21 protein-coding genes are annotated in these 24,160 nt (G+C 48.7%); 5 read left to right on the plus strand and 16 right to left on the minus strand.

The annotated features are described in order from the left end of the window. Positions 1-41: 41 nt before the first annotated feature. From rpmI to ACIPUG_RS02885, 15 genes are all read right to left on the minus strand, one after another. Entirely contained in the window at positions 42-239 is a 198-nt protein-coding gene (gene rpmI / locus ACIPUG_RS02815) for a 50S ribosomal protein L35 (RefSeq protein ID WP_010275699.1), read from the minus strand. Positions 240-334: 95 nt separating this feature from the next. Then, positions 335-877, minus strand: a complete 543-nt coding sequence (gene infC / locus ACIPUG_RS02820; protein WP_071822580.1) for a translation initiation factor IF-3 — start codon at positions 875-877, stop codon at positions 335-337. 2 nt (positions 878-879) lie between these two features. Next, positions 880-2,808, minus strand: a complete 1,929-nt coding sequence (thrS, locus tag ACIPUG_RS02825) for a threonine--tRNA ligase (protein WP_014915262.1) — start codon at positions 2,806-2,808, stop codon at positions 880-882. Between the two features lie 255 nt (positions 2,809-3,063). Then, positions 3,064-4,464 carry an amino acid permease gene (locus tag ACIPUG_RS02830; protein WP_014915261.1) on the minus strand — a complete coding sequence of 467 codons (1,401 nt, stop codon included), beginning with the start codon at positions 4,462-4,464 and terminating at the stop codon, positions 3,064-3,066. A gap of 127 nt (positions 4,465-4,591) precedes the next feature. After that, positions 4,592-4,855, minus strand: coding sequence for a YebO family protein (locus tag ACIPUG_RS02835; RefSeq protein WP_010275709.1), 264 nt, complete (start codon positions 4,853-4,855; stop codon positions 4,592-4,594). A 232-nt stretch (positions 4,856-5,087) separates the two neighbouring features. Beyond that, a complete protein-coding gene (gene kdgR / locus ACIPUG_RS02840; protein ID WP_039275156.1) occupies positions 5,088-5,879 on the minus strand; it encodes a DNA-binding transcriptional regulator KdgR in 792 nt (263 codons plus the stop codon). Positions 5,880-6,093: 214 nt separating this feature from the next. After that, positions 6,094-7,260 (minus strand): oligogalacturonate lyase, encoded by a 1,167-nt coding sequence (ogl, locus tag ACIPUG_RS02845; protein WP_010275714.1) that lies wholly within the window; start codon positions 7,258-7,260, stop codon positions 6,094-6,096. A 354-nt stretch (positions 7,261-7,614) separates the two neighbouring features. Then, positions 7,615-8,496, minus strand: coding sequence for a protease HtpX (gene htpX / locus ACIPUG_RS02850; protein WP_010297866.1), 882 nt, complete (start codon positions 8,494-8,496; stop codon positions 7,615-7,617). Between the two features lie 163 nt (positions 8,497-8,659). Beyond that, positions 8,660-9,508: a glycerophosphodiester phosphodiesterase family protein gene (locus ACIPUG_RS02855; protein WP_400337221.1), complete on the minus strand. Its 849-nt coding sequence runs from the start codon at positions 9,506-9,508 to the stop codon at positions 8,660-8,662. A gap of 30 nt (positions 9,509-9,538) precedes the next feature. Then, positions 9,539-10,873 carry a sn-glycerol-3-phosphate ABC transporter substrate-binding protein UgpB gene (gene ugpB, locus ACIPUG_RS02860; protein ID WP_240352803.1) on the minus strand — a complete coding sequence of 445 codons (1,335 nt, stop codon included), beginning with the start codon at positions 10,871-10,873 and terminating at the stop codon, positions 9,539-9,541. A gap of 254 nt (positions 10,874-11,127) precedes the next feature. Further along, the gene (locus ACIPUG_RS02865) at positions 11,128-12,351 is read right to left on the minus strand and encodes an OFA family MFS transporter (RefSeq protein WP_400337223.1); all 1,224 of its coding nucleotides are present in this window, start codon (positions 12,349-12,351) and stop codon (positions 11,128-11,130) included. Positions 12,352-12,535: 184 nt separating this feature from the next. After that, complete coding sequence (locus ACIPUG_RS02870) at positions 12,536-13,285, minus strand: LytR/AlgR family response regulator transcription factor (protein ID WP_400337225.1); 750 nt, start codon at positions 13,283-13,285, stop codon at positions 12,536-12,538. Next, complete coding sequence (locus ACIPUG_RS02875) at positions 13,282-15,027, minus strand: sensor histidine kinase (RefSeq protein ID WP_039286725.1); 1,746 nt, start codon at positions 15,025-15,027, stop codon at positions 13,282-13,284. Before ACIPUG_RS02875 ends, ACIPUG_RS02870 begins: the two co-directional genes overlap by 4 nt. 162 nt (positions 15,028-15,189) lie before the next feature. Beyond that, positions 15,190-17,358 carry an EAL domain-containing protein gene (locus tag ACIPUG_RS02880; protein WP_227528167.1) on the minus strand — a complete coding sequence of 723 codons (2,169 nt, stop codon included), beginning with the start codon at positions 17,356-17,358 and terminating at the stop codon, positions 15,190-15,192. Between the two features lie 386 nt (positions 17,359-17,744). Continuing rightward, positions 17,745-18,002, minus strand: a complete 258-nt coding sequence (locus tag ACIPUG_RS02885; protein WP_039514724.1) for a hypothetical protein — start codon at positions 18,000-18,002, stop codon at positions 17,745-17,747. A gap of 402 nt (positions 18,003-18,404) precedes the next feature. On the opposite strand from ACIPUG_RS02885, the gene ACIPUG_RS02890 reads away from it, so the two are divergent. From ACIPUG_RS02890 to ACIPUG_RS02900, 3 genes are all read left to right on the plus strand, one after another. Next, positions 18,405-19,139: a helix-turn-helix transcriptional regulator gene (locus ACIPUG_RS02890; protein WP_039273354.1), complete on the plus strand. Its 735-nt coding sequence runs from the start codon at positions 18,405-18,407 to the stop codon at positions 19,137-19,139. A gap of 477 nt (positions 19,140-19,616) precedes the next feature. Then, positions 19,617-19,967 (plus strand): Mor transcription activator family protein, encoded by a 351-nt coding sequence (locus tag ACIPUG_RS02895; RefSeq protein WP_010275738.1) that lies wholly within the window; start codon positions 19,617-19,619, stop codon positions 19,965-19,967. A 461-nt stretch (positions 19,968-20,428) separates the two neighbouring features. Further along, entirely contained in the window at positions 20,429-21,538 is a 1,110-nt protein-coding gene (locus ACIPUG_RS02900; protein ID WP_400337577.1) for a 4Fe-4S binding protein, read from the plus strand. Positions 21,539-21,589: 51 nt separating this feature from the next. Here the strand turns inward: ACIPUG_RS02900 and icd are convergent, their stop codons facing one another. Then, positions 21,590-22,843, minus strand: a complete 1,254-nt coding sequence (icd, locus tag ACIPUG_RS02905) for an NADP-dependent isocitrate dehydrogenase (RefSeq protein WP_400337228.1) — start codon at positions 22,841-22,843, stop codon at positions 21,590-21,592. 130 nt (positions 22,844-22,973) lie between these two features. On the opposite strand from icd, the gene rluE reads away from it, so the two are divergent. Both rluE and ACIPUG_RS02915 read left to right on the plus strand, forming a co-directional pair. After that, positions 22,974-23,600: a 23S rRNA pseudouridine(2457) synthase RluE gene (gene rluE / locus ACIPUG_RS02910; RefSeq protein WP_400337579.1), complete on the plus strand. Its 627-nt coding sequence runs from the start codon at positions 22,974-22,976 to the stop codon at positions 23,598-23,600. Next, a complete protein-coding gene (locus ACIPUG_RS02915; RefSeq protein ID WP_014915249.1) occupies positions 23,593-24,039 on the plus strand; it encodes an NUDIX hydrolase in 447 nt (148 codons plus the stop codon). The genes rluE and ACIPUG_RS02915 overlap by 8 nt, the downstream gene beginning before the upstream one ends. Positions 24,040-24,160 lie beyond the last annotated feature (121 nt).

The raw sequence follows: 24,160 nt of genomic DNA on the forward strand, positions 1-24,160 counted from the left end.
GCTCTCTCCTAAAGTCTTATTCTGAATTAAAAAAAGGTTACTTATGCGTACGGCAGACATGCGATAACAAGACCCAGATCCCCTTTGGAGACCAGACCTTTTGGACGCAGGTGACGTTTACGCTTAGTTGACTTTTTGGTCAGAATATGACGCAGGTTAGCATGCTTACGCTTAAAGCCACCGCTTGCGGTTTTTTTAAAGCGTTTAGCGGCGCCACGTACTGTTTTAATCTTTGGCATTGTTATTTCCACTTCGCATTGTTAATAAAACGAATCAGATAAGGCGAACAAAGCCGTACAACACAAAGGTTGTACGGTCTTGCTACTTGAATGCCTTACTGTTTCTTCTTCGGTGCTAGCACCATGATCATCTGACGGCCTTCGATCTTCGATGGGAAGGATTCGACCACTGCCAGTTCACTCAGATCGTCACGAACGCGGTTAAGCACTTCGATACCAATCTGTTGGTGCGCCATTTCACGACCGCGGAAACGCAGTGTGATTTTAGCTTTGTCACCATCTTCAAGAAAGCGAATCAGGTTGCGTAGTTTGACCTGATAGTCGCCATCATCGGTACCAGGTCGGAATTTAATTTCCTTGACCTGAATAACTTTTTGTTTTTTCTTCTGTTCCTTTGTGGCCTTACTCTTCTCATAAAGGAACTTGCCGTAATCCATAATTCGGCAAACCGGCGGCTCGGCGTTCGGACTGATTTCAACTAAATCAACACCTGCTTCTTCGGCTTTTTCTAATGCTTCATTTAGACTTACGATGCCCAGCTGTTCGCCTTCGACGCCTGATAGGCGTACCTCATGTGCGCGAATCTCTCTGTTGATGCGATTAGGACGCGCCGGTTGAACTCGTTTTCCGCCTTTAATACCTATACCTCCAATTGATGAAGACTACGGCTGCGAATCTCTTGCTGCAGCTTACTGATGACTTCACTGACATCCATGCTCCCAAGGTCTTTACCACGACGAGTACGGACAGCAACTTTTCCTGCCTCGACCTCTTTGTCGCCACAAACCAGCATATAGGGAACACGGCGTAAAGTGTGTTCGCGGATTTTAAAGCCTATCTTCTCATTTCTCAAGTCTGCTTTTACACGAATGCCCGCTTCTTGCAGTTTTCGGGTCAATTCGTTGACATAATCAGACTGGCTATCAGTGATATTTATAATCACCGCTTGAACCGGGGCTAACCAGGTCGGGAAGAAACCAGCGAATTCTTCGGTCAGAATACCGATGAAACGCTCCATTGATCCCAAAATAGCCCGGTGAATCATAACCGGAACCTGACGCTCGTTGCTTTCGCCAACGTAAGACGCGTTCAGACGGCCCGGTAATGAAAAGTCGAGTTGCACCGTACCACACTGCCACGCACGATCCAAACAGTCATGCAGGGTAAATTCAATTTTTGGGCCGTAGAACGCCCCTTCACCCGGCTGATAGGCGAACTCGATGTTATTTTCAGTCAACGCGGCCGCCAAATCGGCTTCAGCGCGATCCCACATCTCATCGCTACCAATACGTTTTTCAGGACGAGTAGACAGTTTCACCACGATTTTTTCAAAACCGAAGGTGCTGTACATGTCATACACCATCTTGATGCAGCTGTTCACTTCATCACGAACCTGCTCTTCCGTACAGAATATGTGCGCATCATCCTGAGTGAAGCCACGCACACGCATTAAGCCATGCAGAGAGCCTGACGGTTCATTACGGTGACAGCTACCAAACTCAGCCATACGCAGCGGCAGGTCGCGGTATGATTTCAATCCCTGATTGAAAATCTGTACGTGGCCTGGGCAGTTCATTGGCTTGATGCAGTATTCACGGTTTTCTGATGACGTCGTGAACATCGCTTCTTTATAGTTTTCCCAGTGACCGGTTTTTTCCCACATCACACGGTCCATCATGAATGGACCTTTTACTTCCTGATACTGGTAAGACTTCAGCTTCATGCGTACAAACGCTTCCAGCTCGCGGAAGATCGTCCAGCCGTCGTTGTGCCAGAACACCATACCTGGCGCTTCTTCCTGCATATGGTACAGGTCAAGCTGTTTGCCGATCTTGCGGTGGTCGCGCTTAGACGCTTCTTCAAGACGTTGTAAATAAGAAGCCAGTTGCTTTTTATCTGCCCATGCGGTGCCGTAGATGCGTTGCAGCATTTTGTTTTTGCTGTCGCCACGCCAGTAAGCGCCGGACGTTTTCTGCAATTTGAAATGGTGGCAGAAACGCATATTCGGTACGTGCGGACCACGGCACATATCGATGTATTCTTCATGGTGATACAGACCCGGACGATCATCACGACTGATGTTCTCATCCAGAATCGCCATTTTGTAGGTCTCACCGCGTGCAGCGAACGCATCGCGCGCTTCTTGCCAACTGACTTTTTTCTTAATGACGTCATAGTCAGTGTCAGCAAGCTCATGCATACGCTTTTCGAGCAGCTCAATGTCTTCCTGAGTCAGGGTACGGTCGATATCAACGTCATAGTAAAAACCGTTATCGATAACAGGACCAATCGCCATTTTGGTATCTGGCCACAGTTGCTTAATCGCATGGCCCAGTAGGTGCGCACAGGAGTGGCGAATAATTTCCAGACCGGCTTCATCTTTAGCGGTGATGATGGCTAACTGCGCATCGGTATCGATCTTATCGCTGGCGTCAACCAGCTCGCCATTGACACGTCCTGCGATACAGGCTTTTGCCAGACCGGGACCAATATCAAGTGCAACATCGAGGGGAGAAACGGCGTGGTCGTAATGACGCTGACTTCCATCAGGAAGGGTGATAACTGGCATTATAATTCCCTTATTTACAGTGGTGAGCCACACGAAAGCTCACATGCAAAAAATCGTATATCAATTGAAAATCAAAAGTGTTAACCATGCTATTTCTCTTTACTCTGTGAAATATATACACATGATGCGAACACTAAAGGTGCGCATTAGCGTGACATGGATAACGTCGGGGCAATAATACACCTTATAAGTAGTGTGTTAAAGCCGGATAGTGGCCTGTTCATCTTTGCATCGTGATGAACAGGCTACGGGGAGTTACTGTGTCTGCACCGACTTCATCGCGGCATTATTTTTGCGGGAAAATCGGAAACCAAGCCAAATAACGGCAATCCAGAACGGAATTAAGATGACCGAAATGCGAATTCCTGGCGAAAGCAGCATAATCACCAGAATCCCCGCCAGAAACGTCAGGCACAGGTAGTTACCCCACGGATACCAGAAGGCTTTAAACGCAGGAACAATGCCCTTCTCTATCATCGCCTGACGGAAGCGCAGGTGCGCAAAGCAGATCATGATCCAGTTAATCACCAGCGTCGACACCACCAGCGCCATCAACAGTTCAAAGGCTTTGCCTGGCATCAGATAGTTGATCGCTACGCCGAACGATGTTGCTAAGGCTGACAACACGATAGAACGAACGGGAACACCACGCGCGTTGACCTTCGCGAGAGATTTCGGCGCATTTCCCTGTTTTGCCAAACCGTAAAGCATCCGGCTATTGCAGTATACACCGCTGTTATAAACCGATAACGCCGCCGTTAGCACGACGATATTAAGTATGTTCGCCACCATGTTGCTATTCAGCGCATGGAAAATCAGGACAAACGGACTCCCACCATCGACAACCTTTCCCCACGGATAAAGCGATAACAAAATAGACAGCGCGCCAATATAGAAAATCAGGATGCGATAAACCACCTGATTGGTCGCCTGAGGAATAGAACGCTTCGGATCGGCCGCTTCGGCAGCAGTAATACCCACCAATTCCAAACCGCCGAATGAAAACATGATCACCGCCATCGCCATGATCAATCCGCTTGCGCCATTCGGCATGAATCCGCCATGGATCCATAAGTTACGTACCGTTGCCGTTTCACCGCCATTGCCACTCAACAGCAGCCAACTGCCGAAGACAATCATCCCAACGATGGCAAGCACTTTGATCAGGGCAAACCAGAATTCCGTTTCCCCAAACATCCGCACATTAACCAGATTGATAAGGTTGATCAGCACAAAGAATATCGCGGCGGACAGCCAGGTTGGCGTTTCAGGCCACCAGTATTGAATATAAATTCCCACGGCCGTCAGTTCAGCCATCCCTACCAGAATAAACATCGCCCAGTAGTTCCAGCCGGCCAGAAAGCCGGCAAAGTCGCCCCAGTACTTATAGGCAAAATGGCTAAACGAACCCGCAACCGGCTCCTCCACCACCATCTCACCCAATTGCCGCATAATCAGAAACGCAATCATTCCGGCAATCGCATAGCCCAATAAAACGGACGGACCTGCCATTTGGATAGTCTGCGATATCCCTAAAAACAATCCGGTACCAATCGCGCCACCCAGCGCAATCAGTTGAATATGTCGATTCTTTAACCCTCGTTTTAGAACCAATTCCTGTTGATCGTTTGCTATGTTGTTTTGAGCATTTGCCATGTTGTTTTTGTGCTTCCTGTAAAGCCTTCTTCATTTTATAACAATGCCTGCTTACGCCATCAGCATGAAGGATGACGTAAGCAGGCAAAGGGATAGGTGTTTTACGCGTTACACAGTGATTGAGCCATTAACGTTCAGGGATGACACTTTTAAACGTTAACTCCACATCATCACGATCGCGCTCAGCGGCAAGCGCCTCAGGCTCACTTTTCTCTGCATTCTGGGGCAGCAATTTTTTCAATAACGCTAACTGCTGGCGTTGCTGCTCTACGATTTCCTGCAGCAATTTCACTTGCTCATTCGCTCTGACACTCGCCCGATTAACAAAAAACCAGACCAGCGCGGCCAGCAGCACAATCAGCAAGACAAAAACCACTTCTAATATGTTCACAACGACTCCACTTATAACCACTTATGACAGGTACCTGTGAGCTATCTTACCACCCTGGCATAGCCAAGTTCGATACCCAACCCTATCCGTTATTCGCATCGTGTTGATGCGCATCGCTATCGTGTTGGTATAAAAATAAAAAACGTGGGGAACGTTTTTCAACATCACTTGCGACGGCTCGCCATAAAAAAAGCCTGTCGGCAAGGACAGGCTCAGGCATTGATAGCGAATATCAGAAAGGGTAATCGTGGTAGCCCATTTGCTCAGAGATATTTCTGGCTGCGGTGTGCAGCATAGCGACATATTCGTGTTTGTTTTCTTCTGAAAAACGAATCGTTGGGAAAGAAATACTGAGGCCCGCAATCACCACGCCAAAGCGATCAAATACTGGCACGGCAATGCAACGCAGCCCTTCTTCTTGCTCTTCGTTGTCTTCTCCGTAGCCTTGCTCACGCACGACATCCAATTGGTTGAGAAGCGCTTCAGCAGAGCACAGCGTGTGTGGCGTACTGCGAGTGAATTCGACAGTCGACAGAACCTCTTCCACTTCGCTGCGATCGCGCCATGCCAACAGCACTTTACCAATTGCAGTACTGTGCAGCGGATTGCGGCGGCCAATGCGTGAATACATACGCAGGTTATACATCGAATCAATCTTGTGGATATAAACGATGCCGTCTTCATCCAACGCGCCAAGGTGGATCGTTTCCCGCGTTAGTGCAGACAACTCACGCATCTGTATATCCGCACTGCGGATCAAATCTACGTTCTGCAATGCTTTTGCCCCAAGTTCAAACAACTTGAGCGTCAGCGAATATTTCTCTGATTCACCTTCCTGCGCAACATAGCCCAGGGATTTCATCGTCTGCAAGAAGCGGTAAACGGTACTCTTGGACATCATGACTCGCTGAGAAAGCTCGGTAATACCAATTTCTCTCTCTTCACCTAATGCCTGTAAAATACCAAAAACCTTTAAAACGGACGACACGGAATCGGGTTGTTTATCTAAATCTGCACTAGCCATTTTTGTGGTTACCCTACTCAGGTTTTTTTGTTTTAAAAAAAATAGAACAATGGTTTTAGTATAAAGGGAACGCTTTGATTATGGCAATGGAGCAATAACGATAATCAAGTTAAGTTTGAGAAATAACCGCGTCAGAGACTTAATAAAATAATATGTAAGAAAATATTTTAAAATAATCCGCGCCATAAAATGTGACGCGGATTTATTAGTATTATTAGTGCCAGACTGAATCAGGAACCTTCGCCAGATACAGCGCAGGCTTTCCATCTACGTCAGAAGTAAACAGAACTTGTTTATTATCCGGCGTAAAGGAAGGATGTGGGTGAGTAACCTGACGGTCGCCTTCCAACACGTCCCAGGATGTATTGTGCTGTGCAATGCGATGTTCTTTGCCTGTTTTCAGATTGAAAACATACAGGAACGGATCGTTCTCAATTTTGTAACCGCCATCGTCTTGCACGTCGACTGGAGCATCAGAACCATCACCCACCAGCAGCGTACCATCATAGTTACTCATCAGGTGAGAACACGGCGGCATGACGCGCAGTTGGCGATCTTCCAGCGTAACCGGATCGATGCTGCGGATGTAGCGATTGGTATCGTCTTTAAGGTAAGAGACGTAAATCATCGCTGAGCCATCTGGAACCCAGAATTCGTGGGTGCAGCTCTCGCCTTCCGCATGCTCTTTCACTTTACGCATGTTGGTGCCATCTTCATTGATGAACCACATACGCGCATCAACCAGGTCATGTGGACCTTCATGGCAGAAAGCCACGGTGTTGTCGTCACCTGGACGGTAGATTGGGTGACCCAGCCACTGGTTTTCCTGAAGGATAGTCTCCGCTTCGCCCGTTATCAAATCGACGCGAATCAGACGACAGCAAGGATTGGTGAAATAGAATTCCTGGAATTTTTTCCAATCGGTCAGTGGCTTCCAGTCTTCTTTTTTGATCTCAATACCGACCATTTTGGTGCAATCGGAGTTGGCAACCCAGGTACCGTAGCCGACCCAATCGTCAGGCACCTGATAAATCGTTTTCTCTTCCAGCGTAGCCAGATCGACACGCATCAGATTACGCGTATTTTTAACGTAATACAGCGCATCGTCATTCGGAGACAGGAAGCCACCGAAGGTGTTGTCACCTTTGCCTTCCGTCAGCTGCGTGGCGCTCTGCTCTTTTAAATCCAGCAGATAGTAATTCCACGGGCCATCAAATGCAGCACCAAACAGCAGCTTGCTGCCGTCATTGAAGAAACATTTCTGGTAGAAATAGTTGCGATGGCAGATAACATCGGGCGGGGTTAAGCGCACAACTTCGGTGCCGGTTGCTGAATCCTGGTAGGTATGAAACGTTAGGGGGATCTTGTTACCTTTGGCCATCCGTAAATCCTTAGAACTTATCATGAAGAATCTGACGCCACACACGCATACTCTTCGATACCCTGACATTTCGATCGCCCGATAAATCGGTCATCCCGACACCGGTTGTTCAAAAATCAGGCCACCAATCTCACGCGAGACGCCTGTTATATCGGCATTATAGAAACAATGTTTCATTTTTCCGTGATCGTGGTTTTATTTTATAAAACATTCTTCATATTTTCACCACCTGTTTCAGATCTAATGAAAACATTCGGACGAAGAAAACGCAGGAGTGATGAACCAATAAACGCAGAAATAACAAAGGCCCGAATGGGCCTTTGGGAAGATAACGGTAGAAGATAATATCGTAAATTACTTCAGGTATTCGCCGGAGCGCAACGCTTCAATACGCTTATCCAACGGCGGGTGTGACATGAACAGTTCGCTGAAGGATTTCGATTTTCCGTTAATGCAGAAAGCCATCATGCTGCTCTCTTCCTGCGGCTCATAGCTGGTCTTCAGGCGTTGCAGTGCAGCGATCATTTTCTCACGCCCCACCAGCTTGGCTGAACCGGCATCCGCATGGAATTCACGGTAGCGTGAGAACCACATGGTGATGATACTGGCAAGAATACCAAACACCAGTTCCAGCACGGTGGCGACAGCAAAGTAAACCAGCGGGTTACCGTTACTGCTTTCACCTTCGTCACGGTTGCCGGACAGGAAACCGGAAACAACTTGCGCGATGAGACGAGAGATAAAGATAACGAAGGTGTTTACGATCCCCTGAACCAACGTCATGGTCACCATGTCACCATTCGCGATGTGGCTAATCTCATGCGCGATAACGGCTTCCGCTTCGTCACGGCTCATGTTTTGCAGCAAGCCAGTACTCACGGCCACCAGCGACGCATCACGACGGGCTCCCGTTGCGAACGCATTGATGTCCGGTGCATGGTAGATTGCCACCTGTGGCATCGCGATCCCAGCCTGCTGTGACTGTGAACGAACCGTTTCCATCAGCCAGCGTTCAGTTTCGTTACGTGGTTGTTCAATGACTTCACCGCCAACGGACCGTAACGCCATCCATTTAGACATCAGCAGTGAAACAAACGCACCGCCAAAGCCAAACAGCCCAGCCATAATCATTAAGCCCTGGACACTGCTGGACTGAATTCCCGTCAGGCTGAGTACCAGCCCGAAAACCAACATCACCGCCAGGTTGGTGATCAGGAAAAGCGCAATACGCATCATAAAGGTCTGATTTCCTCTTGCAGAAAGATAAAGTTTGCACCCATACATCGTATGGGTTGCCGTGGCATTTTCAAGCATTCTTAACTTTTCAGTTACTAAATCCACATAACTTTACACTTTTCAAAAGGAAAGCGGCATCCTGCCTGCTGTCAATCCTGATATGTCAGCGCGACAACGTTGACCGAAACTCGATAAATTCGGCAGCGTGATCCACCTGAATCGCCCCTACCCCCGCACGAATTAATGCGCCCCATACGGCGTCAGGTTCGGCTAAGGCTCGCGTGTCGCTATAGTCGAGCGAATGCGAACAATCCAGCGTGTTCACCCAAATCCGAACCCCAAGCCGTTGAAACTCGGCATACGCTTCGGTCACCGCATCAATATGATCAAAATTGGCTTCCACAATGCCGACGCCAATATCATCAATCTGTCGCAAAATATCGACGGTTTTCCCCCGTTTGAGGTGGATCATCGGCATATAAGGCACCTGGGTATCCCGCGACGGTGAGGCAATGGGAAAACGGGCAGAGGCAAGATCAACCGGACTTTTCATGATCACGCCAGCACTCAGGCCTTTATCGCGGATATCGCGGGCGATCACACCAAATTCGTGATCATGTTTGACATCCACATTGATGACAATACGTCCTCGTGCTTCTTCGAGAACTTCATACAATAACGGGACTTTTTCGTTGCTCAATGGCCATGCAGAACCGCCATCGCTCCCGCGTAGACGTGCCTGACGAATCTCCGCCAGCGTCATCTTGCCAATGCAGCCGCTCATATCGCTCGTGCGATCGAGCGTATCATCATGAATCACGACAACGTGGCTATCAGCCGTCAATTGCGCATCAATCTCCACGATATCAACGCCCAGACGAATCGCCTCACGTAGCGCCGCCAGCGAATTTTCCGGTGCCGAATCCCAAACGCCACGATGCGCTACTGCCAGAACCGTCGCGTTTTGCGCCGCAATCACGTCCTGAGTTATGCATCTATTTTGCCTTGTCATCTGTCGAAAACTCCAAATAAACGGGAAATGTCACGAGTGACGGGAAACCGACTGCGCGAAATGCTGCAACAGGAGATCGCCCCGAGAAACCACATTGTCCAGCGCCTGCTGCGGCGTTTCTTGCTCTGCCCAGACCTTCTCCAGTTCTTCATCCATGATGGTGCGAATTTGTGGCATGTTGCCCAAGCGAAACCCGCGCGTATAAGGCAGTGGCGGTTTATTAGTGAGTTGTTTCAACGCAACATCGCTGCCGGGGTATCGGGCATAAAATCCCTGATCGCGAGTGAGTTCGTAAGCGGGTTGTGTCACGGGTAAATAGCCCGTCATCTGATGCCATTCGGCGGCATTTTCCGGCAGCGTGAGGAAATGCAGGAATTCAGCGATCCCTTGATAATGCGATGCTGCTTTCCCTTTCATGACCCAAAGGCTTGCCCCTCCGATGAACGTATTCTGCGGCGCGCCTTTCGCTTCCTCGCTGTAAGGCAGCATTCCTACACCGTAGTGAAATTTGGCATAGTTCTGAATCTTGCGTAACCCGCCCGATGAGGTGGTCAATATGCCGCAGTCGCCGTTATAAAAGCGTGTGGTGCCTTCATCATTGCGGCCGAAATAGCTGAACGCCTTCTTCTTCATCATCTCCGCAAGCTGGGTGATGTGGGCGACCTGCAACGGACCGTTCACCAACAGATGCGCGTCGACACCATCGAAGCCATTGTTTTTCGTCGCAATCGGCAATCCATTCCACACGCTAAAGGCTTCCAGCAATATCCAGCCCTGCTGTCCTGCATTCGTATAACCGCATGTCATTCCACTCTCGCGCAGCCGCATCGCGTCGTACGCCAGCTCATTCCAGGTGCGTGGCGGCTTATCAGGATCGAGCCCCGCTTTAATAAACGCATCTTTGTTGTAGTAGAGAACGGGGGTGGAACTGTTAAACGGTTGGGAAATCAGGTGTCCGGTCTGACTGTCGCTGTAAAACAGTCCCACCGCTGGCAAGAAGGCTTTTTCGTCATTATCGATACCAACCTGATTGAACAGATCGAACACTGGGATAATCGCCCCGCTGTGCATCATATTCGGTGTACCGACATCATAAACCTGCAAAATATCCGGCGCGTTACCCGTGCGATAAGCGGCAATGCCAGCGGCCAGCGTCTGTTCATAGCTGCCCTTGTAGATAGGCTCAACGTGGTACACCGTCTGAGATTCGTTAAACCGGTTGACCAGCCGTATTAATTCCGTATTCAGGTTGCTGTCCATGCTATGCCAAAACGTCAGCTCAACCGCCGCCCTGGCAGACAACGGAATGAGCAAGGCCACACTTAACAGCATCAAAAAAACAGACGTGAACCTAAACCGAATCATCATGATGTTTTCTCCGGTACGATTTAAAAATCGCGTTTTTTTAGGAAAATTTCATTTTGGAAAACGTGTTTTAGGAAAAAGGCGTGCTGATAACGACGCTAGAGTTCGCCTGTGACACATAGATGACTGGGAAAGTGATGAACTGTATCGCGATATTTCAGCAGGTAAGAGAGGGGAAATCGTGTGGCAGAAAAACCTTATGTCAGAAAAGCGTTGTGGCGGACAGCCCTTCGACTGCCCGCCACGGTCTTCGGTTAGCTCTGTGCGTGTGCCATATCCGTACGCATTGAAGCAGCAACGGGTTGATGTTTCGGTGGTTTAACCCACAGAGTGATCAGCAGCGAAACGACAGACATAATGATGATGGCCATAAAGGTAGCCTGAAAGCCTCCAAGCTGAGCGGCAATAAACGAGCCAGACAATGCACCGATACCGAACCCCTGATAAATCACGCCGTAGTTTTTGCTGTGATTTTTCAGGCCGAAGAAATCGCCAACAATCGCCGGGAACACCGTGATATTACCGCCAAAACAGAAGGCAATGGCGCTGACACAGGTAAAGAACAGAAGCGGATTAAGCGGCAGGAATGTCATCACTGACACCGCCAGGATCGTCACGAACAGGGTAAAACTGATCACCCGCATACGTCCGACATTATCGGAAAGCGCGCCAAGCACAATTCGTCCAACGGTATTAAAAATCGCAATCGCAGACACGGCATTGGCCGCCATTGCCATATCCATTCCGGCCATTTGCACGCCGATATCTTTCACAATGCCAATCAAATACAGGCCGCTCATGCACGCGGTGAAGAAGATAATAAACAGCAAATACGATTCTTTGGTCGCCAACATTTCAGCTAGCGAGAAATCACGCGCCTGCCCCTGAACCGCAGCCTGTTGAACCGGTACTGCAGCAGGTTCTTTCAGCAGTGAGCTACCAACCAAAATCATCGCCATAACGATAACGCCCCAGTAGAAAAAGGCTTCTGACACACCGACTTCCGCAATCAAAAAGCTGTTTACGTATTTGAACAGCAGGCTTCCGGTACCAAAGGCGCCAACAGAAATGCCAGCAATCAACCCTTTTCGGTTAGGGAACCATTTGATCAGATTGGACAGCGTCGTGATGTATGCCGTGCCGTCCGCAAAACCCACAACAACGCCCATCAGCAGATAAATCAGCGTCAGCGACGGGCTTACTGCACTCGCCATCAGACCCGCACCCAGCGCGATACCAGCGATCATCGTTAAGCGACGCAGACCAATACGCTCCTGAAATTTACCGGCAAACAGCGTGGCAAAGGCCAGACAGAAACTGGTAATGGAAAACGTCGTCGCGACGGAGCTCAGCGTCCAGCCAAATTTGTCCACCAGCGGCTGGTTGAATAAACTCCAGGTGTAAATCGTGCCGAGTCCCATTTGGGTGATAATGGTACCGAGGACGATCAATCCCCGATTAACTGGTTTGGTATTCATGGGTTTTCCCCTACATCAAAAATTGGTCCGATTCACTCGGTACGCTAAAAAATATAAGCTGATGTGGAGAAGAGAAAATCCATCCAAACACTGTCAGCTTATGGGCTGAGGCCAGTATACAAGCGGGCTGACAGTGGTTGATCGAATGGGGAATGAGATGCCTGAAACGCGGAATGAAATGCCGTTAAAGACGCATCAATGACCTGAACGCCTTTATCTTGCTTCGGCTTACCGGGACTTCAAAATCCAGATCGTTCAATCGCAGAATATAGGTATTGTTAAACCACGGCACAATTTCACGGATTTTCGTCAGGTTGACGCAGTAAGAACGATGGCAACGGAAGAAGTACTCTTCCGGCAAGCGGCTGCAAAACTCCGTAATATTCATCGGCATGATGAATTCCTCACGCCGGGTATAAACCAGCGTGACCTTTTCCTGCGCGGCCGCATAGTAGATATTGTTAATATCCGTGACGATAATCCGTTCGTCTTTCATCAGGTTAATGGTGTGCTGCGCACTTCTCGGGGCACCAGAAGGCACGCCCGTTTCAACAGCAGGTGCCATTTGTCGCTGTTGCCAGGTCGTTTCCAGCTTACGCAGCATCGTGACGATACGCGATTCATGATACGGCTTGAGAATGTAATCGAAGGCTTCGACTTCAAACGCCTCAACCGCATGTTCTTTGTACGCAGTAATAAAAATGATGTAAGGCTTATGCGCGAATTTGCTGATATTTTGCGCCAGCCAGACGCCATCTAACGAGGGGATATTGATATCCAAAAAGATCGCATCGACGTCGTTATGTTGCAGATATTTCAGTACATCCAGCCCGTCATCAAATGTCGCATCAATCGTAATATCACTGTGCTGTTTGATGAGGTAACTCAGCTCTTGCTGCGCGAGGAACTCATCTTCAACAATAATGGCTTTCATGGGTTGCCTCCTGTTTGTTCAGCAGCAGAATATCCCGGTTGTGGCACCTGAATGGCATCCGGCAACGCCGACGGGGTTTTATCTTCTCGTGGAATGTAGAAATAAATTTCGGTCCCCGGTTCCAGGCGGCGAATATGCAGCCCATCACCATAGAGCAAGCGGACCCGGTGATGGACATTCAAAAGACCAATTCTATTCCCTGGTAATTCATTACGCGCGACGCGATCCATCGTTTCCTGACTAATACCATTACCCGTATCTTTTACCGCGACCAGTAGCTTATCGCCCTGCTCCTTCACGGACAGCACCACGGTCCCCTTGCCTCTGCAAGGCTGAATACCGTGCACAATCGCGTTTTCGACCAGCGGCTGAATTAACAAGCTGGGGATTTTGTACGCTAAATCGTCGTCGATATCGTAAATCACCGTTAGCTTGGCACCGAACCGCGCCTGCTCAATCGCGATATAATCCTGAATTTGGTAAAGCTCTTTCTTTATATCGATCAACGCATCGTCGTTAAGTTCGAGGTTATAACGCAAATAGCGGGACAGATTGATCACCAGTTGGCGAGCGGTATCGGGATTAATACGAATAGATGAGGAAATCGCATTCAGCGCATTAAAAAGAAAGTGCGGATTGATCTTACTTTGCAGCGCTCTCAGTTCCGCTTTATTTGCCATATCACGCAGTTGCTCTGTGCGGGACACTTCAATTTGCGTTGACATGATTTGCGATAAACCGACGGCCATCACACGTAATGAATAGGTAATTTTATGCGCATGGCGATAATAGATTTTCAGCGTGCCGGTTACCTGCCCGTGTTCCCACAGCGGGATGACGATCATCGAATGGATTTCCGGCGTCAGGTGCTGTTCATCATTATTCTTAATGATGATTTTCCCGTCATGAATCGCCTGCTGCGTCATTGGGCTGATAATGTCGTGGCCGATATTATACTTTTCTTCCCCAATACCCACATACGCCTGAATGTGCTGCGTGTTCGTTATTGCCACCGCATCTGCATTAATTTCAGTCCGAATGATCCTACAAATAGCCGTCAGTGAATCACTGTTGATATTGCGGAAATACGGCAGCGTCTTGTGTGCGATATCCAGCGCGAGTTTGGCCTGCCTGGCGGCAATAACCTCTTTTTCATTCGCCACGCTTTGCACTAGCAGGACGATCAGACCAATACAGACGGAACCAAGAATCATCGGCACCGCAATTTTTGAAACAATATCCAGCCCTAATTCAATCGGCGTCGCCCATGCCACAACCAGCAACATGGTTAACGACTCACACAGCATGCCGCCCAGAATCCCGATGCTCCACTGCTGTTCTTTTTTGACTTTCTTATTGATGTAGCCGGAAGTGATACCGGCGATGATGCTGGTAATCAAGCAAGGGACGGAGGTGATGCCATCGATATCAATGAGGTAACGATGCGCTCCTGCAATGATACCCGTCGCAATGCCTACCCAAGGACCGAAGAGAATACCGCCGGACATCACGGCAATAACGCGCACGTTGACGAGCGATCCTTCAACATTAATGCCGGAATACGTACCAAACAGCGCAAACAGTGAAAAGATAGCCGTCACCGTCACCCGCTCTCCTGGCGAGTGCTGCTCTTTTTGCAGTAATTGCCGGAACTGACGCGTTCTTGTCAGGAAAAACAGACAAATCAGCATCAGCGCGGCGCGGTCGAAGACCGCAAGGAGCATCTCAAATATTTCGTGCACGGGACATCCGGTACTGGGTTACGAGCCAGCACTATAGAAAAAATGTGATCCAGATTCCACTTTTTAGTCTGTGAACCGCGCGGGGAGCGCAAAGTATGAAAGCCAGCGAACGCTGGCTTTCTGGTAAGGCAGGATGGTAAAAACGCTGTTCGTCTATCTTGCTTACACGTCTATTGGCTTATTCAGTTTCAGCAACTGGGTGAATTCCTCGGCAGGCATTGGATGCCCAAACAGATATCCCTGTGCTTCCTCACACCCTTTACCCCGCAGACGCTCACTCTGCTCTAATGTTTCCACACCCTCAGCAATCACACCCAAGCCGAAACTTTTCCCGAGATACAGGATCGCCCGAACAATCGCCGCATCCGGCGGAGACTCGCACATGGTTCTGACAAAAGTTTGATCGATTTTCAGCCGAGTCACCGGGTAGTTTTTAAGCATACTGAGCGACGCATAGCCCGTTCCATAATCATCAAAGGCAATACCGATTCCCGCTTCACGCAGCGTATTTAACGGCTGTAGCATGCTTTCATCGTAACGCAGGATGATATTTTCCGTGATTTCCAGCTCCAGCGAACTGGGCTGTAAGCCGGTACGCGCAAGAATATCCATAATCTTTTGCGCCAACATACCGGTACGAAACTGTGCGCTGAAAAGATTAATGCTGATACGAAAATATCTGTCGCTCGCTTGACTCCATTCCGCCGCCTGCCTGCATGCCGTTTCGACGATCCAATCCCCGACGCGTTCTGCCCACGGGCCGTTTTCCAGTGCGGTAAGGAATGCCGCAGGGCTAAGCAGCCCTCTTTCCGGATGACGCCAGCGCAGCAGCGCCTCCGCACCAACAATCTCATTCGTCGCCAGTTTGACCTGTGGCTGGTAGAACATCTCAAACTCATGCTGCTCGTAAGCGCGCACAAATTCTAACTGGAAGGCATGCTTAGCCTGAAAGACCTCAAGCAGCTCGCGCGTAAAAAAGCGGTAGCAGTTTCGACCTTCTGATTTCGCCTGATACAGCGCGAGATCCGCGCTGGTCAACAGATCCTGCACGGTTAGCCCGTACTCTGGGTACAGCACCGCACCGATACTGGCACTAATATTGATTTGATGATCGTCAATAATCATCGCCTGAGAAATTTCATGGATGATTTGCTCGGCAATTTTGCCCGCGACCTTTTTGTCACTCAGGCCGGGAAACAGTAGTGCAAACTCATCCCCGCCCATTCGCGCGACAACATCACCGGAGCGAACCGTGGCTTTTATTTTTTTGGCAACATGCACCAGAATATTATCGCCGCTGGAATGCCCCAGACTGTCATTCACATCCTTAAACCCGTCCAGATCGACCATCATGATACAAACCGCAGGTTCATTCTTGAGTGCAGTTTCCAGATTGGATGTCAGCAGCGTGCGGTTTGCCAATCCGGTTAGTGGATCCAGATGCGCGAGTAAGAACAGCCGCTCTTCATTGCGTCGCCGTTCTGTAATGTCACGCAATATCGCGCCATAGCTAACATTGTCGTTGTCTTCCCACATCGAAACCGACAATTCGACTGGAACCAGACAACCGCTTTTGGCTTGCACGTTCAGTTCCAGCGTCACGCCTTTCATCAGCGAATCCCGATCGGTGACCAGGTGATTGAGCTGCACGACAAAGGCATCAGGGACGATGGTATTAATACTGCGGCCAATAATTTCCTCGTCAGTATATTCCAGCATATGTTCCGCTGCGGTATTCCAGAAGGTGATCATCCCCTTCTCATTAACGCACAAAATGGTATCGGGCGAGGTATTGGCAATATTTTCAAAACGCACCTGACTGGCTTTACGCGCCAGTTCCAGACGTCGCATTTCCAGCTTGTCCATGACTAATGAAGCCAGATCCTGCAAATTATGCTCATCACGTTTGGTGAATGTCGTTCTGGGTTTCAAATCGATAATGCACAAGGTGCCGATGGCATGCCCGGACGGCGTAATTAATGGAATCCCGGCATAAAAACGAATGTAGGGAACGCCCACAACCAGCGGGTTATTTTTAAAACGCGCATCCTTAAGGGCATCGGGCACTACCATGATCTTTTTCTTTAGGATCGTATGCGCGCAAAAAGAGATATCGCGAGGCGTTTCGCAAAAAGGAACGCCTACGCTAGCGGCAAACAGTTGACGTTCAGCCTCGACCAACGACACCAAAACGATAGGCACGCTGAAGATGTTAGCGGCCAGACTAATCAGGTTACTCAGACCTGGGTCGAATAATACGTTCTTAATTCCATACTCACGAAGAGCAGCAAGACGTTTGTCTTCATCTTTGCTTATTGGGGCACGACTCATGGGTTCCCCCCTCCCATCGTATTAATGTTCAGATTAGACAAAAATTTAGCTATAAATCCAAAATGTTGCAGCAATGAGCACGATAAGAACAGCAAGCCAAACGTTAGCAAACAAAGTACCCTATCTTGCCAAGATGCATGGTGGCTGAGTATGAGTATGGCAAAAGATCCAGACTCTATCACCCCTGCGAATCATTAATAATAACAAGTGGAAGCATCAATTAAGATAATAGATGAAAAGCGAAATAGAAAGATACCGACGCACTCACAACGTTGAGCAATGAGGGAAGAAAAGGAAGGGAAAGGTTGGTATATTCAAGTACTCATGACCGGATAACGACAACGTATTATCAAGTTATTAACAGAATATAACCAACCAGAGTGTCATCAGGCAGGAAAATAGGTTATTGAATGCTCAGGTGTATCGTTTTTTGCTCGGATCACGACATCCCAAATCCCGGTATAAGGCACCGTTAAATACACTTCACCTTCCGCATGACGGCAAATAGAATCCTGCGTAGCACTATTCTCTTCAGTCATGGTTTCCTGTTCGCTACTGCTCATTTGCACTTCAAATGTATTTGTACACCGAACAATTACCGTATCACCACCAAACAGACTTAAACACGTGCGAATTACAGACATACATCCTCCGCGACACGCAGTCATGCGTATGCTTAATGAAACGAATTTATTGGTTATATTTCCCACAGCGGGATTTCCATAAAAGCAAAATGCATACGGCCAGATTGTGATTTAGATCAAGTGACTCACACGTTTAAAGCAAATCAGGGGGTGGAATAAGACGATACTATGACTGACTGATACTTATTAGGGTTTTTGATAATTGAGCGATAGCGCTTAGGGATGCCGACGTTATCTCATCCAGTCATGCAGGATTAGCACCATAAACTAACAACTTAAGTCGTATATCAAGTTGTATTTATGCGCAATTATTACACGTACTAATGACACACGGCGGTGGCTTTTTTTAAACAAGATTAATACCCACTTGATAAATGACAACCTAGGTTGTACATTGAACGGATGAAAACGACACTTGCAGAACGATTAAAGACCGCCAGAACTGCACAAGGGCTTAGCCAAAAAGCACTTGGCGACATGATTGGCGTATCTCAGGCCGCCATACAGAAGATTGAGGTGGGGAAAGCGTCGCAGACAACCAAGATTGTTGAGCTTTCCAATGCACTACATGTTCGCCCTGAATGGCTGGCAAACGGCGAAGACCCAATGCGTAGCAGCGAAGTCACTCGCTCACTCCAGGAACCCAGCATTCCGCCAAAATCCGAATGGGGCACCGTATCAGCTTGGGACAGCACAACAGAACTATCAGAGGACGAGGTGGAAGTGCCCTTTTTAAAGGATATTGAGTTTGCTTGCGGCGACGGACGCATTCAAAGTGAGGATTACAACGGCTTTAAGCTCCGTTTCTCCAAAGCGACGCTGCGTAAGGTGGGTGCAAATACGGACGGTTCAGGCGTTCTTTGTTTCCCGGCAGCGGGCGACAGTATGGAACCCATCATTCCTGATGGAACCACCGTTGCGGTTGATACTAACAACAAACGCATCATTGATGGAAAGCTCTACGCCATCGCTCAGGAAGGCGGCGGCAACGAAAAACTAAAACGAATCAAACAACTTTACCGCAAGCCGGGCGGCCTTCTCGTCATCCATAGCTTCAATCGCGAGACTGACGAAGAAGCGTACGAATCTGACGTCGAGATCATTGGCCGCGTGTTCTGGTATTCGGTGCTGCTATAGCCCGATACTCGCGGTATCCCTCTCTTTTCTTCTCATCAAAGCCGGTGGACCGATACGGACACCGGTTTGTTTTATGCCGAGAAAAGGGTTGTGAGTAACCGCTTTATCAACAAACGTTTCAGCGCTAAAAAACGTTTACCCCCGCCCAAGTAACCTTACCTACGCGCAACAGTTTTATACAATCCCCGTGCTATTGTTTCACCAACCCTTGTTGATGTTGTGTTATTCACCCTGTCTATGTTGTTCCTTTCCCGCCCTGTGGCGGGATTTTTTTTGTCCCTCATCAGGCCTCTTTTGTGTGTAGCCCCTTCCGTTGTCATTTCTTTTTACAACCAAAAACAACCTAAATTAAAACTAAAGATGTTGACATAAAAACAACTATAGTTTTAAATAGACACATAACAGCAGGGAAGTCTCTGCAAAGGTAACAACCCAGTTTTCACGTCAGCAACAACACACATAACAATAGGGTGATTTATGACTGAGCCACAATTTCGCAGTAAAGGTCCTGAGCTTCTGGTCGAGCTTTCTCAACACGTTGCCGATACGGTCAAAACCGTCACGGAGTTAGATCCACAAACCGCTGAGCTGGTCGGTAATGCCGTTGCCAAACATATGATGACCGTATGGGGCGGGCAAAACGTTTATTTCCCGATGGGAATCTCCTGGCGCGCGTCTCAACGCGATCTTCAAATCTATGAAGAGTTTGACGGGCGCAATCACAGCGCTCTGGCTAAAAAATATAATGTCTCGCTGCAATGGATTTATAAAATTGTCAGAACGATGCGAAAAGAGGAACTACAGGCAAAACAGCACACTCAGGCATAATACAAAAGCCATGAATTAAAAAGCCAGGTGATAATTAAAAGAAAACAATAAAAAAGATCATTTAATAACAACTATATCTTTTGCTTTTAATAAAAAATACCCTAAGTCATGAGAATTGTACAAATGTAGCAAGGTATTCCTATACGCTGGCGCAGGACCAAACACGTAGTTTGAAACATGACAGAGATATTCAAAGATAATACCGTGTGGTAATTAATAGAATGGGTACGTTTACGTATCCATTCTTTTTTATATCTCTCATTTTTCTCTTAGAAAAAATCGCCCTTCTGCACTCTTGCCTCTCTTCTTATTCAAATCAATCAGCTAAAAAAACCACAAACATGCATTTACAATGCACAAATCAATTTTTAACCATTCCGAGCGTGATAACGTTGCCCCACGATCCCTTCGACGTATTGAAAGCGCCGAGTGAAAAAAATAAATGGGGGCAATTGAGAGCAATGAGTGAGAAAGCAAGAAAGCGGTGGCAACGCCGCCCCGGAACCACTGGCGGTAAACTTCCCTGGAATGACTGGCGCAACGCCCTGACCTGGCGCAGAGCAACGCAAATTATGCTATTGGCAATCAACGTTTATATCGGCATCACCTTCTATTTTTGGGTACGCTACTTTGAAACTGGCGGCACGAGTCTTTATATGTCGAGGCCAGGCGGCATAGAAGGTTGGCTGCCAATTGCCGGATTGATGAACGTGAAGTTCACGTGGGAAACGGGTAATTTTCCCCCTATCCACCTTGCGTCAATGCTATTACTTATCGCATTTGTCCTCACCAGCCTGTTGCTGAAGAAATCGTTCTGCTCTTGGCTGTGCCCTATCGGCACAATTTCCGAGTGGGTCGGAGCTGTGGGGAAAAAAATATTTGGCCGCCATTTCATTCTTCCTAAGTGGCTGGATATTCCACTGCGTAGCCTGAAATATTTGCTATTAGGCTTTTTCCTCTATATCGCCTTATCAATGCCAGCACAGGGCATTTATATGTTCCTGATCTCGCCCTATGGTTTGATCGCCGACGTCAAAATGCTCGGCTTCTTCCGCAATATTGGCACCATCACGTTAGTCTGCGTTTTTCTTTTTACGTTTGTCAGCCTGTTCGTCCGCCATTTTTGGTGCCGCTACCTTTGTCCCTACGGTGCACTCTTGGGGGTATTTTCGCTGCTGTCGCCCTTCAAGATCCGTCGCAACGCCACCAGCTGTATCGATTGCGGCAAGTGCGCCAAGGCCTGCCCATCTAACATTCCTGTAGATAAGCTGATTCAGGTGAGAACCGCGGAATGCACGGCCTGTATGACCTGCGTCGAATCCTGCCCGGTATCCTCAACGCTTTATTTCTCACTGACGAAACCCTCGGGTTCACAGGAAAAAAGCAGCGAAACAACCAAACCGCTATGGCGACAAACGGCATTGTCCGGTATTACGATGACGCTACTGGTGCTTGGCATCCTTTTCGGCATGATCGGCTTTGCGATGTACATCGGCGGCTGGGACAGCCCGATTCCCGAACACATGTATTTCCGGCTCATCCCCAATGCACAGAACATTGGTCATTCGTAAAGAAAAAGGGGCCAAATTGGCCCCTGATTTTCATCTGCGCTGAATAGCAGATTACATATTGTCGATGATGTCTTGCGCGAACTCGCTACATTTACGCAGCTTAGCGCCTTCCATCAGACGTTCGAAATCGTAAGTCACGGTCTTGTTCTTGATCGCGCCTTCAACGCCCTTAATAATCAGGTCAGCCGCTTCGAACCATTGAAGGTGGCGTAACATCATTTCAGCAGACAGAATAACGGAACCTGGGTTCACTTTGTCCTGACCCGCATATTTCGGTGCAGTACCGTGCGTGGCTTCAAACAGTGCACATTCGTCACCGATGTTCGCGCCCGGAGCAATACCGATACCGCCGACCTGTGCAGCCAGGGCATCAGAAATGTAGTCACCGTTCAGATTCATACAGGCAATCACATCGTATTCAGCAGGACGCAGCAGGATTTGTTGCAGGAACGCATCGGCGATCACGTCTTTTACCACGATCTCTTTGCCGGTGTTCGGGTTCTTGATTTTCACCCATGGGCCGCCATCGATCAGCTCACCGCCGAATTCTTCACGCGCCAACTGGTATCCCCAGTCTTTGAACGCGCCTTCGGTGAATTTCATGATGTTGCCTTTGTGCACCAGCGTGACGGAATCACGGTCGTTGGTGATCGCGTATTCGATAGCAGCGCGAACCAGACGTTTGGTGCCTTCTTCGGAACACGGCTTCACGCCGATACCACACTGCTCAGGGAAACGGATTTTGTTAACGCCCATTTCTTCACGCAGGAATTTGATCACTTTGTCTGCTTCAGCAGAACCCGCTTTCCACTCGATACCTGCATAGATGTCTTCGGCGTTTTCGCGGAAGATCACCATGTCGGTCAGCTCAGGCTGTTTAACCGGGCTAGGTGTACCTTCGTAGTAGCGTACCGGACGCAGGCAAACATACAGATCCAACTGTTGGCGCAGTGCAACGTTCAGAGAACGAATACCACCACCGACTGGCGTTGTCAGCGGGCCCTTAATTGCCACACGGTATTCACGGATCAAATCCAGTGTTTCTTCCGGCAGCCAAACATCTTTACCGTAGACTTGCGTGGATTTTTCACCCGTATAGATTTCCATCCAGGAAATCGCGCGCTTGCCCTGATAGGCTTTCTTCACGGCGGCGTCAACGACGTTGATCATGGCTGGCGTTACATCGATACCGATGCCGTCACCTTCGATAAACGGAATGACCGGATTGTTTGGAACAACCAGTTTGCCTTGAGCGTCAACCGTGATTTTCTGACCTTCTGTCGGTACAACTACTTTGCTTTCCATTAACCTCTCCTTCGAGCGCAATTTTGTTAATGACTTGTAAGATGCGTGTCAATACTACTTGAATATTTAGCCCGCGCCAATCGCAAACCATTTGAGTATAATGCTTTTGTTATCCGCGACTATAAAGATGATGAATAAATTCTCTGTTAAAAATCACAAAGTTAAACGATTCAGCTCACAGCCGGCAAGAAAAAGGCAGCCTGACAATGCGCCGCGCCGCATCGTTTTGTTCAATAAACCCTTCGATGTCCTGCCGCAATTCACTGATGAAGCCGGGCGCCGCACGCTGAAAGACTATATTCCGATTAGCGGTATTTATGCCGCCGGGCGTCTGGATCGCGACAGCGAAGGCCTGATGATTCTCACCAATGACGGCAAACTTCAGGCTCGACTGACCCAACCAGCGCAAAAAACGGCCAAAATTTACTATGTTCAGGTCGAAGGTATTCCTGACGACGCCGTACTGACGCGCTTTCGTACGGGTTTAGATCTGAATGACGGCAAAACACTGCCCGCCGGTGCGGAGATCGTACCGGAACCCAGCTGGTTGTGGCCGCGTAATCCCCCTATTCGCGAGCGTAAAAGCATTCCCGACTGCTGGTTAAAAATCACGCTACATGAAGGCCGTAATCGGCAAGTCCGTCGTATGACGGCAAATATCGGGTATCCTACCTTGCGTCTGATTCGATACGGCATGGCCAATCAAACCGTAGAAAACCTGTTACCCGGAGAATGGAAGGAGATAATGGATGTTTAAACCCCATGTGACAGTCGCCTGTGTGGTACAGGCCGAAAACCATTTTCTGGTCGTCGAAGAGCTAATTAACGATAAATTATTGTGGAACCAGCCCGCGGGCCATCTGGAAGCCGACGAGACGCTGATTCAGGCTGCAAGCCGTGAACTGTGGGAAGAAACGGGCATTCAGGCCACACCGCAGAGTTTCTTGCGTCTGCACCAGTGGATCGCCCCCGACAACACGCCGTTTTTACGCTTTTGCTTCGCGCTCGATCTGCCTGCGCGGGTCGACACCCAGCCGCACGACAGCGATATCGAATGCTGCCGCTGGCTGACCGCCGAGGAAATTCTGCATTCGCGCCAGCTTCGTTCACCACTGGTGGCCGAAAGTATTCGCTGCTATCAGCAGCAAGAACGCTATCCGTTATCCGTACTAGGCGCGTTCAACTGGCCTTTTTAGACAGAGGTCTGTTTATAACCCTGCCGTGAATGGCCTGACCACTACGCGGCAGGAATAGCGATGCAGCCCTCGGCTCAACATGCTAAAATATGCCGCTTGTTTTTCGCATCAATGCGTCAGT

The sequence above is a fragment of the Pectobacterium sp. CHL-2024 genome (genome assembly GCF_044751765.1).
GTDB classification, from domain to species: Bacteria; Pseudomonadota; Gammaproteobacteria; order Enterobacterales; family Enterobacteriaceae; genus Pectobacterium; species Pectobacterium brasiliense.

What these genes read in the sequence shown, in the direction of transcription:
- ACIPUG_RS02890 (WP_039273354.1), top strand. Translation starts at nt 18,405, where the DNA reads ATGAAAACGACACTTGCAGAACGATTAAAGACCGCCAGAACTGCACAA.
- htpX (WP_010297866.1), bottom strand. Translation starts at nt 8,496, where the DNA reads ATGATGCGTATTGCGCTTTTCCTGATCACCAACCTGGCGGTGATGTTG.
- ACIPUG_RS02865 (WP_400337223.1), bottom strand. Translation starts at nt 12,351, where the DNA reads ATGAATACCAAACCAGTTAATCGGGGATTGATCGTCCTCGGTACCATT.
- ACIPUG_RS02885 (WP_039514724.1), bottom strand. Translation starts at nt 18,002, where the DNA reads ATGTCTGTAATTCGCACGTGTTTAAGTCTGTTTGGTGGTGATACGGTA.
- ACIPUG_RS02830 (WP_014915261.1), bottom strand. Translation starts at nt 4,464, where the DNA reads ATGGCAAATGCTCAAAACAACATAGCAAACGATCAACAGGAATTGGTT.
- rpmI (WP_010275699.1), bottom strand. Translation starts at nt 239, where the DNA reads ATGCCAAAGATTAAAACAGTACGTGGCGCCGCTAAACGCTTTAAAAAA.
- ugpB (WP_240352803.1), bottom strand. Translation starts at nt 10,873, where the DNA reads ATGATTCGGTTTAGGTTCACGTCTGTTTTTTTGATGCTGTTAAGTGTG.
- ACIPUG_RS02855 (WP_400337221.1), bottom strand. Translation starts at nt 9,508, where the DNA reads ATGACAAGGCAAAATAGATGCATAACTCAGGACGTGATTGCGGCGCAA.
- kdgR (WP_039275156.1), bottom strand. Translation starts at nt 5,879, where the DNA reads ATGGCTAGTGCAGATTTAGATAAACAACCCGATTCCGTGTCGTCCGTT.
- icd (WP_400337228.1), bottom strand. Translation starts at nt 22,843, where the DNA reads ATGGAAAGCAAAGTAGTTGTACCGACAGAAGGTCAGAAAATCACGGTT.
- ACIPUG_RS02900 (WP_400337577.1), top strand. Translation starts at nt 20,429, where the DNA reads ATGAGTGAGAAAGCAAGAAAGCGGTGGCAACGCCGCCCCGGAACCACT.
- ACIPUG_RS02870 (WP_400337225.1), bottom strand. Translation starts at nt 13,285, where the DNA reads ATGAAAGCCATTATTGTTGAAGATGAGTTCCTCGCGCAGCAAGAGCTG.
- ACIPUG_RS02880 (WP_227528167.1), bottom strand. Translation starts at nt 17,358, where the DNA reads ATGAGTCGTGCCCCAATAAGCAAAGATGAAGACAAACGTCTTGCTGCT.
- thrS (WP_014915262.1), bottom strand. Translation starts at nt 2,808, where the DNA reads ATGCCAGTTATCACCCTTCCTGATGGAAGTCAGCGTCATTACGACCAC.
- ACIPUG_RS02895 (WP_010275738.1), top strand. Translation starts at nt 19,617, where the DNA reads ATGACTGAGCCACAATTTCGCAGTAAAGGTCCTGAGCTTCTGGTCGAG.
- ACIPUG_RS02915 (WP_014915249.1), top strand. Translation starts at nt 23,593, where the DNA reads ATGTTTAAACCCCATGTGACAGTCGCCTGTGTGGTACAGGCCGAAAAC.
- ogl (WP_010275714.1), bottom strand. Translation starts at nt 7,260, where the DNA reads ATGGCCAAAGGTAACAAGATCCCCCTAACGTTTCATACCTACCAGGAT.
- rluE (WP_400337579.1), top strand. Translation starts at nt 22,974, where the DNA reads ATGAATAAATTCTCTGTTAAAAATCACAAAGTTAAACGATTCAGCTCA.